A 15,917-nucleotide genomic window follows, 5' to 3' on the forward strand; every position below is an offset into this window, starting at 1 on the left:
TTTTGCCAAAACAGCCACAAAACACCATCGGCTTACCACCAAGGCATCACTATTTTAGACGGCATGCGAGGGCGCTCTTTCCACTTTCTCTTTTCTTTTCTGCTGTGTGTCTGCGTACTGCCCGCCTGCCAGAAGTCAGCGTCCCTTAACGTGCCGGCCCCCGAGGCCCAGGTTTCTTCCCCGCCCTTACCGGAGCCCCGGCTTTCTACCATCACGTTGCCCATCACCATTCCGGTCTCGGCGCTGGAAGGAATCCTGAACCAGGAACTCACCGGCGTTATTTACCAGGACGACAACCTGCAGGACGATGACCTCATGGTCAAGGTGACCAAGGCCGGGCCCATGAAACTGCGCTCTGAGTTCAGCAAACTGTCCATGGAGGTGCCGCTCAGGATCTGGGCCAAAGGCCGATGGCAGTGGAACGCCTGCGAGCTGTGCAAAAACATCCAGAAAACCGAGGAGACCGAGTTTGAGGTAACCGTGCGCACCGATAGCCGCCTACAACTCCTCCCCGACTACAACCTAAAAAGCTACACCAGCGGTGACTTTGCCTGGGGCGCACGCAAACCCACGCTCTCGCTGGGTCCTTTGCGGCTGAACCTGGCCCCTTTCATAGAACCAAAGCTCAAGGCCCAGCTCGCCCCCATGCTCCGGTTACTGGACCATGAACTACAGAAACGCGTGCCCCTGCCCACGTATCTGGCCCAAGCCTGGCGACAGTTGCAAGACCCGGTGCTTCTGAACGACCAGTACAACACCTGGCTGTCGGTGGAGCCCAAGGCCGTGCGCCTGACCCCGCTAGAGCTTCAGCAAAACAAACTGAGCCTGCAGGTGGGCATTGACGCTTTCCTCAAGGTTTTATCTGGCCAGAAACCAAGCCAAACGCTGGTAGCCCTGCCAAACTACACTCCCACCCGCACACTGCCGTCGGTGGCCCAGCTCAACATTGCCAGTGATGTTTCCTTCACCTACCTCAACCAGATTCTGGAGAAAGAAGTGAAAAACCAGAAATTCAGCTTTGAAGAGGGCAAACACCAGCTCACCATCCATGACGTGGCCATCAGCGGGAAAGGCACCCAATTGCTACTGGCGCTGGACGTGAGCGGCCAGACCAAAGCGTCTTTCCTCACGAAGAAATTCCAGGGCAAGGTATGGCTGCAGGCCACGCCGTTCTATGACCCCGCCACCCAAAGCATCAAGGTGCAGAACCTGGAGTACACCCTGCAGACCAGAGACAAGTTGGTGAACACCGCCCAATGGCTCTTGCAGAACAAGTTCAAGGCCCAGCTGGAAAAGCAGATGGAGTTCCCGGTGAAAAGCCAACTGGCCAACATGCGCCAGGCCCTGCAAGCCGGCCTGAAAGAAAACCAACTCCAGGAAAGATTCCTGCTACGCGGCGCCGACTTCACCTTGGAACCAGACACCCTTTACGTGACCCCAACCGGCGTGCAGACGCACTTCCTGGCCTCGGGGCAGCTGACGCTTTCTTTTCAATGAATGATTGAGTGATTGAGAGAATGAGTGAGTGCTTGAAGGTTTGAAGGAATAGGCATGATTTCCTGAAAACAGGCCCAAAACCAATTACTAGGAAACAAGCGGTGCCTGCCAATCCTGGATTCATCCAGTAACACCCTAAATTATCCATCCATTTCACCCTCATTCTTTCTAAAAATCAACAATTGGGCGTCTATTGCCGTAGTTTCAGATATTTCAATCCTGATTCTGAAGCGAATGGCTAAGTATACAGCAAAAGGCATATTGGGCATCCTCACAAATTCCGCATCGGAGTTCATGAAGAACAACTCGCTCCGGTTGGCAGCGGCCCTTTCTTACAATACTATTTTCTCCCTGCCTCCCCTCTTGTTTATTGTGGTACGCACGGCCAGCTTTTTCTTGGGCGAAGACGCGGTCACCGGACAGTTGGACAACCAGATCAGCGGTTTGGTGGGACGTGAGGCAGCCACGGAAATCCAGGGCATGATGGCGAAACTACACTTGGAAGGCCCTAGCCCTCTGGCTACCTGGATAGGCATAGGCACCTTGGTCTTCGCCGGCACTACCATTTTTGTGACCCTGCAGGAGTCCTTGAACAACGTCTGGAACCTACAGACCAAGGCAAAGAACGGCATCCTGAAACTGGTGATGGACAGAATCCTGTCTTTCGGGATGATCTTGAGTATTTCGTTTCTCCTGCTGGTGAGTTTGGTGGTGAGTGCCTTAATTGGCATTCTAACAGATTATATGCAGCGACTGCTGCCAGGGATAGCCATTGTGTTCATCTACCTTTTAGATGTGGTGGTTTCTTTAGGGTTCATCACCCTTCTTTTCGCCTTGATCTTCAAATATCTACCAGATGCCATCATTCGCTGGCGCGATGTGTGGGTAGGGGCCGCCGCTACCGCTTTTCTGTTCTTGCTGGGCAAATACCTCATTGGCTGGTACCTGGGCCAAAGCGATTTCAACAGTTCTTATGGTGCGGCGGGTTCTATGGTCATCCTGCTCTCCTGGGTGTATTACTCCTCGCTGATCATCTTCTTCGGGGCAGAGATTACGCAGGAGTATGCCGATGCCTTTGGGCAGCCGGTAATGCCCAACCATAACTCCGTGCGGATTGAGATACGGGAAGTACCCTTTGAGGAATCCCCAGAGGCCCAGAACTCCGGCCGGCCGCCTTCCCAAGGGCGTTTCAAAAGCTAGTTGTTTAGATGCCATTTAGGAGAAAATAGCCGCTAAACAGCCGTTGTGCAAGGCAGCACTGCTAACCCGATACTGCGGTTTTCCTATGGCAGGAAGACACGGCCGAACTGTGAAATAAATACCGGAAAAGCGGCAACGCAGAAGGGTTTCCTATAGTATAGTGGTCAGGTAAGCAAGATTATTTTTTTGCGTTTCTGTGTAGCTTTGCAAATCGTTTTTTGTATATTAGAATACAATTCTGGCTGGGTTTCTTCTTATTTTGGACATGGGTATGTGGCGGCTGATTTTGCTTTTGTGTATAATCCCGTTTTGGGTACAGGCTGGCTGCCAGGGAAACCAGGAACCAGATACGCCGCGGGTGGCACGGGCGTCAATGAGGCCCAGGACAACGGCTCCTAAGAGCACCTACGCCCCTAACTTCAACAACACAGCCCGTATGGAGGCGTTCTATCAGCGCATAGAACTGCTGGAACAGGAGCACCCAGAGGTTATCAAGGCTACTGCCTTTATCTCCAATCCCTTCTTGCCCGTAGAGGAGCCCGTGCTGCAGCAGTACGCCGAACAGGTGCGCACCAAGTTTGAGGTCTTGAAAGACACCATTCATAACCAGCACAACGCCCGCTACATAGACACGCTCTTCCAGCTCAACTTTGACTCCAGCACCGTGGAGTTGTACTACCCCATGTACACCAAACGCTTCATGCTTTCTTACGCCGATATCAAAAGCCCTAACCTGCAGCTGAAAAACGGCATCAAGGTAGGATGTTCCCGCCAGGAGCTTCTGCAGAAACTGATGGGCTACAAACTCTTTATCAAAGAAACCAAGAACGTGGTGGAAGTCTGCGACTGGGAACGCAACTCCTGGCTCAGGTTCCAATTGTCCAAAGGCAAAGTAACCAGCATCCAGTACGAAGGCTACATAGATTAGCCCTGCCACCTCGGCAAGCTGGCGCTGATCCTTCCATCCTTTAGGCAGGATTTCTTTCCCTGATTTCATCTAAAATCTTCCTGATATCCTTTTTGCTGCCCACTATTTTGGCCCTGTTTTCTAAAAATCATAAGCAAAACAGCCTAGTGGTTACCGGAATTACGGACAATGGCAGAACTGATTTTCTGCGAGGATTGGCAACCGTGATCTGTGTTATAGGGGTGATTTAAGAAAAATGTCCCTGAAACGGAGCTGGTTTCCTTGTCCAGTTCTCCATTCTTGCTTCCTAATTCTTAATTTGCTTCATGAATCTTGAAGTAAGACAAACAAAAGACGGCTCCACCACCCTGTTTGTGCCGGAACTGAACGAGCATTACCACTCGGTGCACGGAGCGCTGCAAGAGTCCTTGCACGTGTTCATCAAAATGGGCTTAGAGGCAACCCTGGAACGTCAGTCATCGGTGCGCCTGCTGGAGGTTGGGTTTGGAACGGGCCTCAACGCCTTACTCACGCTGCAACACACCCTAGCTTTTGGGGCAACGGTGCAGTATGACACCCTGGAGAAATACCCGCTCACCCCAGAAGTGGTGGCCCAGCTGCAGTTTGACAAATTCATTCTCAACCCAGAACTGCTGGATTTTTTTGCCCCTTTGCACGCTGCTCCCTGGGAACAGTCCATCGCCATTACCCCGCATTTCACCCTCCGCAAACTGGAAACTGATCTAGAGGCCTTCTCCCCGGCCCCGGATAGCTACGACCTGATCTATTTCGATGCCTTCGCCCCGGAGAAGCAGCCCCACCTCTGGACCGACACCATCTTCCAGAAAATGCACGATTGCCTCGCCCCTGGCGGCACCCTGGTCACCTACTGCGCCAAAGGCAGCTTCAAACGCAGCCTAAAAGCCGCCGGCTTCACCGTAGAAGCATTGCCCGGCCCTCCCGGCAAAAGAGAAATGACCCGCGGCGTGAAAGCCACATAAGTTTAAGGGCCGATTTCCTAAAAACATGCTCTAAACGCTTATGCTTAGTAATTCTCCCTTGCGCTGAGCCGCAGTTTTGGTCATTGATGATAACACCATCAACAACGAGGAACATCGCTTGCATTCCTTCCTAATCCTTCTGCAATCGTGATTTTGAGGCTCTCGCCTCACGGCAGTTGCAAACTGCCGATCATTTTGGGTCCAAGTAGCAGACTTGAACCATAGAAAAAACCAAAGGCAGATTGACAAGAGAGAAGGCACCTGCGGCAGGCTGGGGCGAAGGCCTACAGTGAGGCCGAGGCACGGCCCGCCGCAAGCAATGGATGCTCGAATGGCAGTGGCCTGCGTGTGCGATGCAACAGAGGACGGCAGCGTGGTGTCACAACTACTGAAGCCTCACTGTCCGAGCGTCAGCGAGTTTGAGGCTTCTTGATTCTTTTGGTTACTTTTCTCATCAAGGAGAAAAGTGACAAACGCCCGCAGACCCCGGCTGCAACTAGAAGGTTGTAAGAAGGGAGTAGGAAGTAAAGGCAGAAGAAAGAAAGTCACTACCTCCAAAGCAGATTTGAGGCTAGCGCCTCACTGCAGTTGCAAACTGCAGACCATGATAGGTCCAAGTTGAAAACTTGAACCAGAGGAAAAAGATAAGAAAATATTCTCCTTACCCATCCTTCAAAGTATATTAACTAAAAGAAACCATTTTGGCTAAGTGCTCCCTTCGCATAACCCAAAAAATCAAAGACCGTTTCGTATCTTCAAGCTTCCAAACACTCACAAAACCCTTTACATGAGAATTGTTTACACGCTGGCCTTGTTTTTAGGGGCCAGTCTAGGGATTTTCGCCCAAACGGGGCAACCCCAAAAAGCCAATTACCAGTTAGCCTCCCGCTTCTCACCCAAAAAACTGGAGAAGCTTATTTTCACCACCAGCTTAGACCCGCACTGGCTAAAGCAAACCGATAGATTCTGGTACCAGTACGAGACCTCCAATGGCAAGAACTGGTACATCGTAGACCCGGCCACCAAATCCAAGCAGGCTATTTTCAACACAGATCAATTGGCGGCCGCCATCACCACCATCGTGCGGGACCCGTTCGATGCGCAGCACCTGCCCATTGAGAACCTCAAATTCACTGAGGACGAGAAGAACGTTCAGTTTGAGATCAAGAGCACCATTGACCAGGTAAAGAAAGACCGCGTCGACAAAAAGGCCGCCGACTCACTGGAGAAGAAGGTTTTCTACTTCCAGTACAACCTGGCTACCCGCAAGCTCACCGAGCTGAAGGATTACAACAAACCCAAGCGCAAGCCCATGTGGGCGTCCATGTCGCCAGACCAGAAGTTTGTGGTGTTCGCCAAGGAGCATAACCTCTACTGGATGGACCGCGCCAACTACGAGAAGGCCCTCAAGAACGATAAAGACTCTACCATTGTAGAAACCAAATTCACCACCGATGGCGTGGAGAACTATTCTTACGGCGACTCGCAGGGCGAAACCAACGTGGAGCGCGAGAAGAATAAGAAGAACCGCAAGCCGGCTTTCATCATGTGGTCACCGGACTCTAAGTACTTCATCCTGACCCGCACCGATGCCCGCAAAGTAAAAGACCTGTGGGTGTTGCACAACACCGCTACCGGTCGTCCGGCGCTGGAAACCTACAAATACCAGATGCCCGGCGAGAAGGAAGCCCCCATCAGAGAGCTGCTTTTGTTCAACTTTGCGGAAAAGACCGCTAAAAAGATCAACGCCGCTGCCTTCAAAGACCAGGAACTCTCCGTATGGCCGGCGCCTGCCAAGCAAAGCGCCCGCGATGACGAGTTCCGCGCCAACCTATGGCATGGCACCAACAGCAAAGTCTACTTCACCCGCACCAGCCGCGACCTGAAGAAGATTGACGTACTTTCGTTGGATGTGCCATCGGGCACCGTGAAGCCTTTGATTGACGAGCGTTTCAACACCTACGTGGAAGTGAGCCGCGTGGGTCTGGTGAACGGCGGCAGTGAGTTGATCCATTGGTCTGAGCGCGACGGTTGGGGCCATTTCTACCTCTATGACGGCAACGGCAAGCTGAAAAACCAGATCACCTCCGGCGCTTACCACTGCGAAGAGATTGTAGGCATTGATGACAAAGCCCGCGTGCTCTACTTCACCGCCAACGGCCGCGAAGCCAAGGAAGACCCCTACTACCTGCACCTGTACCGCGTGAACTTTGACGGCTCCGATCTGAAACTCTTGAACGGCGGCAACTTTGACCACCAAGTGAGCATGAATGACGGCCGCAAGTTCTTCGTGAACAATGCCTCCCGCGTGAACACTGTCCCGGTTTCGGCGCTGTATGACAGCAACGGCAAGAAAGTGATGGACCTGGAGAAAGCCGATCTATCCCGCCTCATGGCCACGTCTTACAAGTTCCCAGAGCCGTTCATCGTGAAAGCCGATGATGGCGTGACCGATCTGTACGGCGTCATGTACAAGCCTTTTGACTTTGACTCCACCAAGAAGTACCCCATCATTGAGTACATCTACCCAGGCCCTCAGACTGAGGCCGTGAACAAAGCCTTTGGGCGCAGCATGGACCGCATGGACCGTCTGGCGCAGATGGGCTTCATTGTGATCACTGTGGGGAACCGCGGCGGGCACCCGGCCCGCTCCAAATGGTACCACACTTACGGTTACGGCAACCTGCGTGACTACGGCCTCGCCGATAAGAAAGCCGCCGTGGAGCAATTGGCAGATCGGCATAAGTTCATTGACGTCAACCGCGTGGGCATTACCGGTCATTCGGGTGGAGGGTTCATGTCTACCGCTGCCATGCTGGTGTACCCAGACTTCTTCAAAGTGGCCGTCTCCGGCGCCGGAAACCACGAGAACAACATCTACAACCGCTGGTGGTCTGAGAAGCACCACGGCGTGAAGGAGGTCATCACCGCCAAAGGCGACACTACTTTCCAGTACACCATTGACCGAAACCCGGAGTTGGCCAAGAACCTGAAGGGCCGCTTGCTGCTCACCCACGGCGACGTAGACAACAACGTGCACCCTGCCAACAGCATCCGGATGGCCGATGCCCTCATCAAAGCCAACAAACGGTTCGATTTTGTGATGATGCCCGGCCAGCGCCACGGCTACGGCGACATGACCGAGTACTCTTTCTGGATGACCGCCGATTACTTCTCCAAATACCTGTTGGGTGATTTCTCCCAGCCAGTAGACATCATGGAAATCAACAGAGAAGCAGAGCAGAACAACAAGAGACCTTCCTCCAACAGAACCGCTCAACCGGAAGACCAAGAATAGCCCTCCACCTAAACACCCAAAAGCCGCAGCCCTCACTGGACTGCGGCTTTTTTTTAATGTATTAACTTCTGCAGGGGGAAAGGTGGCATTCTATTGCCTTTTGGATGATTGTAGTTGAGCTTCTAAGCACACTTGGCTCACGCTTCGTCCCCCTTTGAAGGGGGTAAGGGGATGACCAACCCGCATGAAGAACCGAAACCTTGTACAATGGAACACATGCTTATTTTATGAATAGGAAACTTCATGGTACTGCCATGATCTGCATGAGTAGTCATCCCCCTACCTCCTTCAAAGGGGGACAAACCGGCTAATGTGCATTTTGATTTGAAGCTTACTTTTTCATACAATACTTATTTGATTTTGGCTGCATTAGCATCCTATTTCAGGGCTGTTTTCAGGAAAAAGAGGTTAAAACGACATCTAAGTCAGAAACGAACTTTCCTTGATGGGGCTTCTGCACAGGCTACCAATCCTTTTATATTTTGTTTTCCGTATAAAGCATCTATGAAAAAACTGCTCCTCGGTTTGTTGCCTTTGCTTGCCCTGTTTACTTCCTGCTCCAGAGAAAATGCCGTTCAGTACGAAACCAATCCGTCTGCCGATGCGGTAGCGGCTTCGCCAAGCGTTTCCTTTACCAGCTTTGCCGGCGAACTGCCCGCGCTGACTTTGCCTTTCAAGGCGACCTGCGCTTTTGAGTATACCTTCGGCTCCAGGTTAGACACCACGGTGGCCGGCAGCTACCTCAAGCCCCACGAGATCCCTTACCGTCGCCTTGCCATCAACAAAGACGTGACGGCACTGCTGGTGTTGTTTCCGTCAGATGAAACCGTGCCTAGAATCAGGACCTACAACCAGGAAGGAGCCCAACTGGATGAGCAGAACCTGAAATTCAACCCGTGCGGCGAGGAACCCGGGTTCAAGCACAGCGAGCAATTCACCATCCAGAAAGACTTCACCATTGAGCACCTGGACAGTACCACCCGCTGGCAGTTTGACGCAGCGCACAACGAGGTGCCCAACACCAGAAAACTCACTGTCACCCGCAAACGCTTCAAGATCTCGCCCCAGGGAGACATCTCAGAAATAAAGTAACCCGCCGCGGCATCAGGAACCTGCCGTAGCTTTTACCTTCGCCCCATTGTTTGAACTATGAAAGACTTCAAGAAATATTACCTGCTCCCGGCCACGCCCGAGGAAGTGTACATAGCCCTCACCAACCCCATCACGCTGGAGATCTGGACCGGCGAGCCCGCCGAGATGTCCACCGAGCCCGGCTCTGAGTTCTCGCTCTGGGAAGGCAGCATTGTGGGCAAGAACCTGGAGTTTGAGGAAAACAAGAAGCTCGTGCAGCAGTGGTATTTTGAGGGCGAGCCCGAAGAATCCATCGTAACTATCAAGCTGCACCCGCACAAGCAAGGCTGCTCCATGGAGGTTAAGCAGACCAACATCCCAGACGAGGCCTATGACGAACTGGTGGAAGGCTGGAACGATGCCTATGCCGGCGCTCTGCTGAATTTCTTTGAGGAGCAATAGCCCAGCCCCCCTACTGCTCTGCTGTTTTTAAGCTGATTTCTCAAAAAAGGCCGGTAAACGCTACCGGCCTTTTCCATTCTGTTTTGTGTAAGCTAGGTCTATTCAAACTAGCTCACGGTATAGCCAGAAACCTCATGGCTAGCTGTCTTTTAAGCCTGATTTCTGAAAAACAAGCCCAAAAGCCTGATGATTGTTTTTATCGAAATAAAAGAACCTGCCTCAGGACCTTACCACTGGAACTCAGTCTTGGAAGGTGGTAGCGGATTTGGCCTTTTTCCTACTGATGACTTTGTCTAGCACATGGGAGGTGAGTGCCACCGCATTGAGGCCTATAAAATTGCGCCAGAAAACGGGTGCCCCTGAGGTGGGCTTCACAAAGTAATGGTGCGCCGCCAAGGCATTCACCATCCCGAAGGTGGCCCAGCTGGTTCCTTTGTTTTCCGGTCCTTTCCCGCCGTTAAAAGCACCCAGCGACATCACGTGCAAACTTGCCGCCGACCAGTACGCCCCATTCTTCGCAAACCCGATGGAACTCACCAAACCCGCCACGGTCTCCCCTACCAGGAACAGCACCACCTTACTTTCTTTTTTCTCCTCCACTTCTTGTCTGAGAGAAATCCTCCGATCAAAAGACGGCGTAACAATGCCTTTTCCAGCGCTATACCCCAACAAGGACCCGTTGGGCGGAGAAAGGCGCAGAATGGTGGTAGTTCCTCCGGTGGCGGAGTCAACAGTGGGTGACGATTGAATGGAATCCGGTGCTAAGGAAACGTCCTGCCCTTGGCTCAGGCCCGGCAGAAGTAGCAGCAGTAAAAGAAGGGTATAGAACAGCTTTTTCATCAGTAGTATGACAGACTCAGCGTACTATTCACCTATCTTCTGTTTTGTCTTATGAGCAAAAAATATATAGTGAAGTACTAATGTAACCCATAGGTGCAAATCACTTCGTGTTGGTGGCTCTAAAAATTAGTTCGCTGTTTTCTGCGTCCGCTCGTTATATAATTCATCAGTAAAAGAGTACGTTATGAGAAACCGCTACATTCTATTGTTCCTCTTGTTGTGGGCCACGGGCACCCAGGCGCAAACCAATCCGCCGGGCGCCACAGAGCGGGTGAAGGTAACCGTGCCCGCAGGCATGCGAAATGCACCTTTCAACACAGACCGCTTTGTCTCGCTGCCCAGGAATTTCTCGCTGGCCGTCTACGCCCGCATCTCCGGCGCCCGGTTCATGGCCATTGCGCCCAACGGCGATCTGCTGGTATCGGTGCCGGGGCAAGGCCGGGTGAAGCTGGTGCGGCCCAACGCCACCGGCGATCCGCAGGTAACCGATTTTGTGAGTGGACTAGCCCGTCCGCATGATCTGGTTTTCCACGAGATTAACGGGACCACCTATCTGTATGTCTCGGAGAAGAACAAGGTAAGCCGCTATACGTACCAGAACGGGGATTTAACGGGGCAAAACCGCCAGGTGATAGTAGACAATCTGCCCGATGCGAGCCTGCCGGAACTGAACGGCAACTATGGCCACGAGCTGAAGAACATCGCCTTGGATCGGAACCATAACCTATACGTGTCCATCGCCTCTACCTGCAACGCCTGCGTCTCAGATACCCAAAGCGATCCCATCAGAGGAGCTATTTACGTGTATGATGCCCAGGGAAATAACCGCCGGCTTTTTGCCCAAGGCCTCCGAAACGCCGAGGGGCTGGCTTTTATCCCGGGTACCGATGAGTTGTGGGTAACGGTGAACAACCGCGACCAGATCCGCTATCCTTTTAACGACGCTACCGGCAACTACGGCAAGATCATCTCCAGCTACGTGGACAACAATCCGCCGGAGGAGTTCACCCAGGTGCGCGACGGCGGAAACTACGGTTGGCCTTTCTGCAACCCTACCTTCGCGGAGGGCACGGATAACATGCCTTTCGCCCCAGATTACGAACTGAACCGGAACAGCACCGTCAACTGCGGCAACATGGACCGCATCTCCAAGGGAATAGCCGCTCACTCAGCACCGCTGGGCTTCATCTTCACCCAAGGAACCAAACTGGCCGCTCCGTACAACAACGGCGCCATCTTGGCGTTGCACGGCTCCTGGAACCGCACGAAGAAAACCGGCTACAAAGTGATTTATTTCCCCTGGAACGCAGCCACCCAAACACCCGGTCCGCAGATTTCCCTGATAGACCATATCCTGAACGAAGACTCTACCAGCGCCTGGGCCAGACCCGTGGATGTAGCCATTGACGTACAAGGCAACCTGCTGGTCTCTGATGACCAAAGCGGCACTATCTTCAAGATGACCTACCATGATCCGCTGGGCGCCAGCGACAACCTACCAGCCGGTCACCAGGTAACCGTAGCGCCAATGCCGGCCCAGAAAAGCACGCTGCTCACCATTGAGGTACCGGCGCCCATGAAGGCCACGGTCACGCTGGTGAATCTGCAGGGCGATAAACTCTGGGAAACCACGCAGAACCTAGGCAGCGGAAGCACCAAAATAAGAGTAGCCACTGACCACCTCGCCGGGGGTATGTACCTATTGCAGGTAGTGACACCGGCTTTCCAGATCTCCCGGAAGGTGCTGGTGCAGAAAGAGTAAGCCTGAAGATTTAGACCTGTGAGTCGGATTGCTCGAACGACCACACCAAGTCAGGAGTGATCACGGCATCCAGGGTGAGGTCTGTGGCGCTCACATCGTCAATGATCTCCACCGGAGGGTCCAGGGAGAGCCCCAGTTTTTGGCTCATTTGGGGCAAAAGGGCCAGAAAACGGTCGTAGTACCCTTTGCCGTACCCCACGCGGTGACCATTGAGGTCAAAGGCCAGCAAGGGCACCAACACCGTGTCAATCTCAGACTCGGGGATGGGCAGGGCGTTGACCGGCTCCGGAATACCCCACTTGCTTCCCTGCAGCTGGGTATCTGGGGTAATGAGGAAATGAGCCATGGAAAAATCCTTCGGGTTGGCCACGGGCACCGCCACCTGTACGTTGCGCTGCCATAGCTGCCGCACAATGTGCCAGGTGTTGATTTCCTGTTGCTGTTGGATGGGCAGGAAAGTGTGGACCGTCTGACCAGGCTTGGGCGCGAATTCGGCCAGGAAACGCGCCGCGATGCGCTCGCTGCAGACTTCTATCTCTTCTGCGGTGAACTGCCTGCGCCGCTGGGAAAACTCCCTTCTAAGATCAGCTTTCAAGGCCATGGCTATTCCTCCTGAAGTACGGTAAAGCAGTAAGAGAACGGCTCAAAGGCGGCCAGCAACTCCTGGATAAAATTGGGGTTGTTGGTCTGGTAGGTGAGCAGGTTGTCTACGCGCTCCTGCAGCACGCCCGTAGGGAAAAGCTTCTCTTTGAGGTTGGCCAATTGGTTGTACGCCGTATCGTTTTTGTTTTCCACGGCTTTGTTCAGCTTTTTCTCCAGCATCTGGAAGCTGTTCAACGCTTTCTGGGTTTCGGCGCCCACGGCTTTCACCAGGGTGGGATCAATGGACTGGGCCAGTTCCTCTATCTGCCGAAAAGCCTCTTCCACGGCATCGCGCTGCTGTTGCAGGCTTACCTCCTGCTGGTTCAGCAGCTCGGCCAGTCGTTTCTTCAACTCGGGCAATTCCCGGAACATCTCGGTCACGGTGAAACCCAGTTTCTCCATGCGCTGCGCGTTGGGTTTGGTGATGTACATCGCTGAGTTGCGCAGCATCACCGCCGGATACGGCACACTGTACGCCTCAAACGTGCCTTTTAACTGAAACCAGTACGCCACCTCGGCCCCACCCCCAATGTAGGCCAGATTGGGCAGCACCAACTCCTGGTACAAAGGCCGCAATACTACGTTAGGGCTGAATTTCTCAGGCTGCTCCTGGGTTAAGGCTACAATCTCCTCGCGGGTGAAAACCAGGTCGGTGTTCAGGACTTTGTAGTGGCCGTCTTCCTGTACAATGCGCTCGCGCAGGTTCTGGTCCAGATAAAAAAGGTTGATTTCGCGCACCATCACCTGCGGTTTGTAGTGCTGCTCCAGCGCCGCGTTGGTTTCAGTCACGGCTTTAAACCCTACTTGCTCGGTGAGTTCGCGCTGCGCGATGGTGCTGAACGCCTGCTTCAACGCGCGGCTATCGCCGTCTACGCACACCACGCCGTACTCGCCAAACAAACCGTTCACGATCTGGCGCATGGCCTCGGCCAGCGTGGCGCTGCCGGTGTAGGCCTGTTCAAACAGCGGATAACTCTCGGGCATCTCGTCCAACAACTCGTTCAGGCCGTCGGTAGAGAATCGGCCTACGGCACCCTTGGCATCGCTCTCCCAGGCATACTGCTTCCCGAACAGTGTGAAATGGTTCACCTCGGCGAAGTCGTGGTCCTCGGTGGCCATCCAATAAACGGGCACAAACGTCTGGTCTGGGTAGGCTTTCTGCAGCTCGCGGGCCGTGTTGATGGCCGTAATCACCTTATAAATGAAGTACAGCGGACCGGTAAATAGGTTGAGTTGGTGCCCCGTGGTGATGGTAAAAGTCTGGGCATCGGCGAGCGCTGAGATATTGGCCTGCACCGCCTTAGTGATTTCCACGCCCTGGTACTGCCTATTCAGCTCCTCTACCAGCACCTGCCGCCGCTCCGCCGGAAAATTCCGCTCCTGAATGAGGGCCGGAAACGAGCTGATTTCAGGAAAATGGGCGTAAAACGGCCGGAGTTTGGCATCTTTCCGCAGATAGTCCAGCACAAGCGAGGAAAAGGCACCAGTGGCGCTATAGTCAATACAGGAAACTTTCATAACTGGGTACGGGCGGCGTTGAGCGCACCTACCGTGCAAAGGTAAAATCTATTTTCAGAATAATACCCGTAGTACGTTTCTAAGAAGACCATGGATGGTGTCACGCAGGAAACTACAGGAAGTACGAGGTTGATCTGAGCCGAAGAAAGCATTCTGATTTGAGGCTGCTTTGGTGAAAACAGGCTAGAAACAGAATCCAGGTTGTAATTTATATTCGCGCCTTACATGCACAAAAGGGCAACCAAAACGGGTTGCCCCTACTTAGATACCGAAACAAAAAGACCTCACAGATTTTTAAATCTGTGAGGTCTGATGCACTGTTTTGAAGCTATTTCTTAAGAAACAGACGGTAAATGGCTGGATACTTCTTTCTCTACCGGAGCGTAATTGTTAGTCACTACCTCGCCATAAAGGTCGAAGTCAGAAGAATCGGTGATTTTCACGTGGGCGAAATCTCCTAGGCGTACGTAAGTGCTGTCTGCGGGTACCAATACTTCATTGTCCACTTCCGGAGAATCGTATTGGGTACGGCCTACGAAGTAGCCGCTTTCCTTGCGGTCGAAGAGTACTTTATAGGTGTTACCTACTTTCTCTTCGTTCATTTCCATGGAGATACCTTGCTGTAATTCCATGATGGCATCGGCGCGCTCTTGTTTCACCTCGTCCGGAACGTTGTCTACCAGGGTGTGGGAGTGGGTGTTTTCTTCGTGCGAGTAGGTGAAGATGCCCAAACGATCAAATCTGGTTTCCTCTACCCAACGGTACATCTCCTCGAAGTCCTGCTGCGTCTCACCGGGGTGACCGGCAATCAAAGTAGTTCTCAAAGCGATGTCCGGTACACGCTGACGGATGGTGTCTACCAGTTCCAGGGTACGGCGCTTGGAGATACCGCGGCGCATGGTTTTAAGCATGTTGTCTGAGATGTGCTGCAAAGGCATGTCCAGGTACTTGCAGATGTTTTCGCGCTCTACCATCACGTCCAGGGCATCCATCGGGAACTGGCTTGGATAAGCGTACTGCATTCTGATCCACTCAATGCCGTTTACGTCTGACAGGCGTTGTAACAACTCAGCCAGTTTGCGCTCACCGTAGTGCTGCAGCCCGTAATAGGTCAAATCCTGCGCGATGAGGATGAGTTCTTTCGTGCCCATGTTGGCCAGACGTGTGGCTTCCTGCACCAGGCTCTCCATAGGACGATCCACGTGCTTGCCGCGCATCAACGGGATGGCGCAGAACGAGCAAGGGCGGTTACAGCCCTCGGCAATCTTGAAGTAGGCGTAATGTTTAGGCGTGGTGATTAAGCGCTCGCCTATCAACTCGTGCTTGTAATCAGCCTCTAGAGTTTTCAGCAATTGCGGTAACTCCAGCGTTCCGAAATAAGCGTCTACCTGCGGAATCTCGGCCTCTAAGGAGTCTTTGTAGCGCTGAGACAAACAGCCGGTCACGTAGAGTTTATCAATAGCGCCTGCTTCTTTGGCATCGGCGTAGCGCAGAATGGTGTCGATGGATTCCTGCTTGGCGTTGTCGATGAAGCCGCAGGTATTCACGATGATGATGTTGGCGTCATCTTTCTCTGAGTCATGCACCACCTGGCGGTCGTTGGCCTTTAACTGGCCCATGAGCACCTCAGAGTCTACCAGGTTTTTGGAGCAACCCAGCGTGATAACGTTGTATTTGTCTTGTTTAAGCGATCTTACTTTCACGTGCCTGTCTTAGGGA

Annotated in this window: 12 protein-coding genes; 8 read left to right on the forward strand and 4 right to left on the reverse strand. The window is 53.0% G+C overall.

Annotated elements, in window-relative coordinates:
* The first annotated feature begins 63 nt into the window (after positions 1–63).
* The 7 genes from FOA19_RS04730 (at position 64) to FOA19_RS04760 (ending at position 9,436) form a co-directional block, all read left to right on the forward strand.
* Positions 64–1,497: a DUF4403 family protein gene (locus FOA19_RS04730; protein WP_190300282.1), complete on the forward strand. Its 1,434-nt coding sequence runs from the start codon at positions 64–66 to the stop codon at positions 1,495–1,497.
* A gap of 234 nt (positions 1,498–1,731) precedes the next feature.
* Positions 1,732–2,697, forward strand: a complete 966-nt coding sequence (locus tag FOA19_RS04735) for a YihY/virulence factor BrkB family protein (RefSeq protein WP_149089618.1) — start codon at positions 1,732–1,734, stop codon at positions 2,695–2,697.
* 373 nt (positions 2,698–3,070) lie between these two features.
* Positions 3,071–3,625, forward strand: a complete 555-nt coding sequence (locus tag FOA19_RS04740) for a hypothetical protein (RefSeq protein ID WP_149089619.1) — start codon at positions 3,071–3,073, stop codon at positions 3,623–3,625.
* Positions 3,626–3,930: 305 nt separating this feature from the next.
* Complete coding sequence (gene mnmD, locus FOA19_RS04745; protein WP_149089620.1) at positions 3,931–4,605, forward strand: tRNA (5-methylaminomethyl-2-thiouridine)(34)-methyltransferase MnmD; 675 nt, start codon at positions 3,931–3,933, stop codon at positions 4,603–4,605.
* 787 nt (positions 4,606–5,392) lie between these two features.
* On the forward strand, positions 5,393–7,903 hold the full coding sequence (locus tag FOA19_RS04750; RefSeq protein WP_149089621.1) for a S9 family peptidase: 2,511 nt from the start codon (positions 5,393–5,395) through the stop codon (positions 7,901–7,903).
* 504 nt (positions 7,904–8,407) lie between these two features.
* Complete coding sequence (locus FOA19_RS04755; RefSeq protein WP_149089622.1) at positions 8,408–8,995, forward strand: hypothetical protein; 588 nt, start codon at positions 8,408–8,410, stop codon at positions 8,993–8,995.
* Positions 8,996–9,052: 57 nt separating this feature from the next.
* The gene (locus FOA19_RS04760; protein ID WP_149089623.1) at positions 9,053–9,436 is read left to right on the forward strand and encodes an SRPBCC domain-containing protein; all 384 of its coding nucleotides are present in this window, start codon (positions 9,053–9,055) and stop codon (positions 9,434–9,436) included.
* A gap of 240 nt (positions 9,437–9,676) precedes the next feature.
* Here the strand turns inward: FOA19_RS04760 and FOA19_RS04765 are convergent, their stop codons facing one another.
* On the reverse strand, positions 9,677–10,276 hold the full coding sequence (locus FOA19_RS04765) for a hypothetical protein (protein WP_149089624.1): 600 nt from the start codon (positions 10,274–10,276) through the stop codon (positions 9,677–9,679).
* Positions 10,277–10,460: 184 nt separating this feature from the next.
* On the opposite strand from FOA19_RS04765, the gene FOA19_RS04770 reads away from it, so the two are divergent.
* Complete coding sequence (locus FOA19_RS04770; RefSeq protein WP_190300283.1) at positions 10,461–12,038, forward strand: T9SS type A sorting domain-containing protein; 1,578 nt, start codon at positions 10,461–10,463, stop codon at positions 12,036–12,038.
* Between the two features lie 10 nt (positions 12,039–12,048).
* On the opposite strand, the gene FOA19_RS04775 is transcribed toward FOA19_RS04770, so the two are convergent.
* The 3 genes from FOA19_RS04775 to rimO all read right to left on the reverse strand — a co-directional run bounded on the left by FOA19_RS04775 (position 12,049) and on the right by rimO (position 15,901).
* Positions 12,049–12,639, reverse strand: coding sequence for a 5-formyltetrahydrofolate cyclo-ligase (locus FOA19_RS04775; RefSeq protein ID WP_149089625.1), 591 nt, complete (start codon positions 12,637–12,639; stop codon positions 12,049–12,051).
* Between the two features lie 2 nt (positions 12,640–12,641).
* Positions 12,642–14,198 carry a bacillithiol biosynthesis cysteine-adding enzyme BshC gene (gene bshC, locus FOA19_RS04780; protein WP_149089626.1) on the reverse strand — a complete coding sequence of 519 codons (1,557 nt, stop codon included), beginning with the start codon at positions 14,196–14,198 and terminating at the stop codon, positions 12,642–12,644.
* A gap of 335 nt (positions 14,199–14,533) precedes the next feature.
* Complete coding sequence (gene rimO / locus FOA19_RS04785) at positions 14,534–15,901, reverse strand: 30S ribosomal protein S12 methylthiotransferase RimO (RefSeq protein ID WP_149089627.1); 1,368 nt, start codon at positions 15,899–15,901, stop codon at positions 14,534–14,536.
* Positions 15,902–15,917: the final 16 nt, after the last annotated feature.

Source organism: Rufibacter hautae, assembly GCF_008271695.1.
In the GTDB taxonomy this organism is placed as follows: Bacteria; Bacteroidota; Bacteroidia; order Cytophagales; family Hymenobacteraceae; genus Nibribacter; species Nibribacter hautae.

Bases quoted from the DNA above. Each gene is read 5' to 3' on its own strand.
- FOA19_RS04770 (WP_190300283.1), top strand. From the start codon at position 10,461: ATGAGAAACCGCTACATTCTATTGTTCCTCTTGTTGTGGGCCACGGGC.
- FOA19_RS04730 (WP_190300282.1), top strand. From the start codon at position 64: ATGCGAGGGCGCTCTTTCCACTTTCTCTTTTCTTTTCTGCTGTGTGTC.
- FOA19_RS04775 (WP_149089625.1), bottom strand. From the start codon at position 12,639: ATGGCCTTGAAAGCTGATCTTAGAAGGGAGTTTTCCCAGCGGCGCAGG.
- FOA19_RS04760 (WP_149089623.1), top strand. From the start codon at position 9,053: ATGAAAGACTTCAAGAAATATTACCTGCTCCCGGCCACGCCCGAGGAA.
- FOA19_RS04755 (WP_149089622.1), top strand. From the start codon at position 8,408: ATGAAAAAACTGCTCCTCGGTTTGTTGCCTTTGCTTGCCCTGTTTACT.
- FOA19_RS04740 (WP_149089619.1), top strand. From the start codon at position 3,071: ATGAGGCCCAGGACAACGGCTCCTAAGAGCACCTACGCCCCTAACTTC.
- FOA19_RS04735 (WP_149089618.1), top strand. From the start codon at position 1,732: ATGGCTAAGTATACAGCAAAAGGCATATTGGGCATCCTCACAAATTCC.
- bshC (WP_149089626.1), bottom strand. From the start codon at position 14,198: ATGAAAGTTTCCTGTATTGACTATAGCGCCACTGGTGCCTTTTCCTCG.
- mnmD (WP_149089620.1), top strand. From the start codon at position 3,931: ATGAATCTTGAAGTAAGACAAACAAAAGACGGCTCCACCACCCTGTTT.
- FOA19_RS04765 (WP_149089624.1), bottom strand. From the start codon at position 10,276: ATGAAAAAGCTGTTCTATACCCTTCTTTTACTGCTGCTACTTCTGCCG.
- FOA19_RS04750 (WP_149089621.1), top strand. From the start codon at position 5,393: ATGAGAATTGTTTACACGCTGGCCTTGTTTTTAGGGGCCAGTCTAGGG.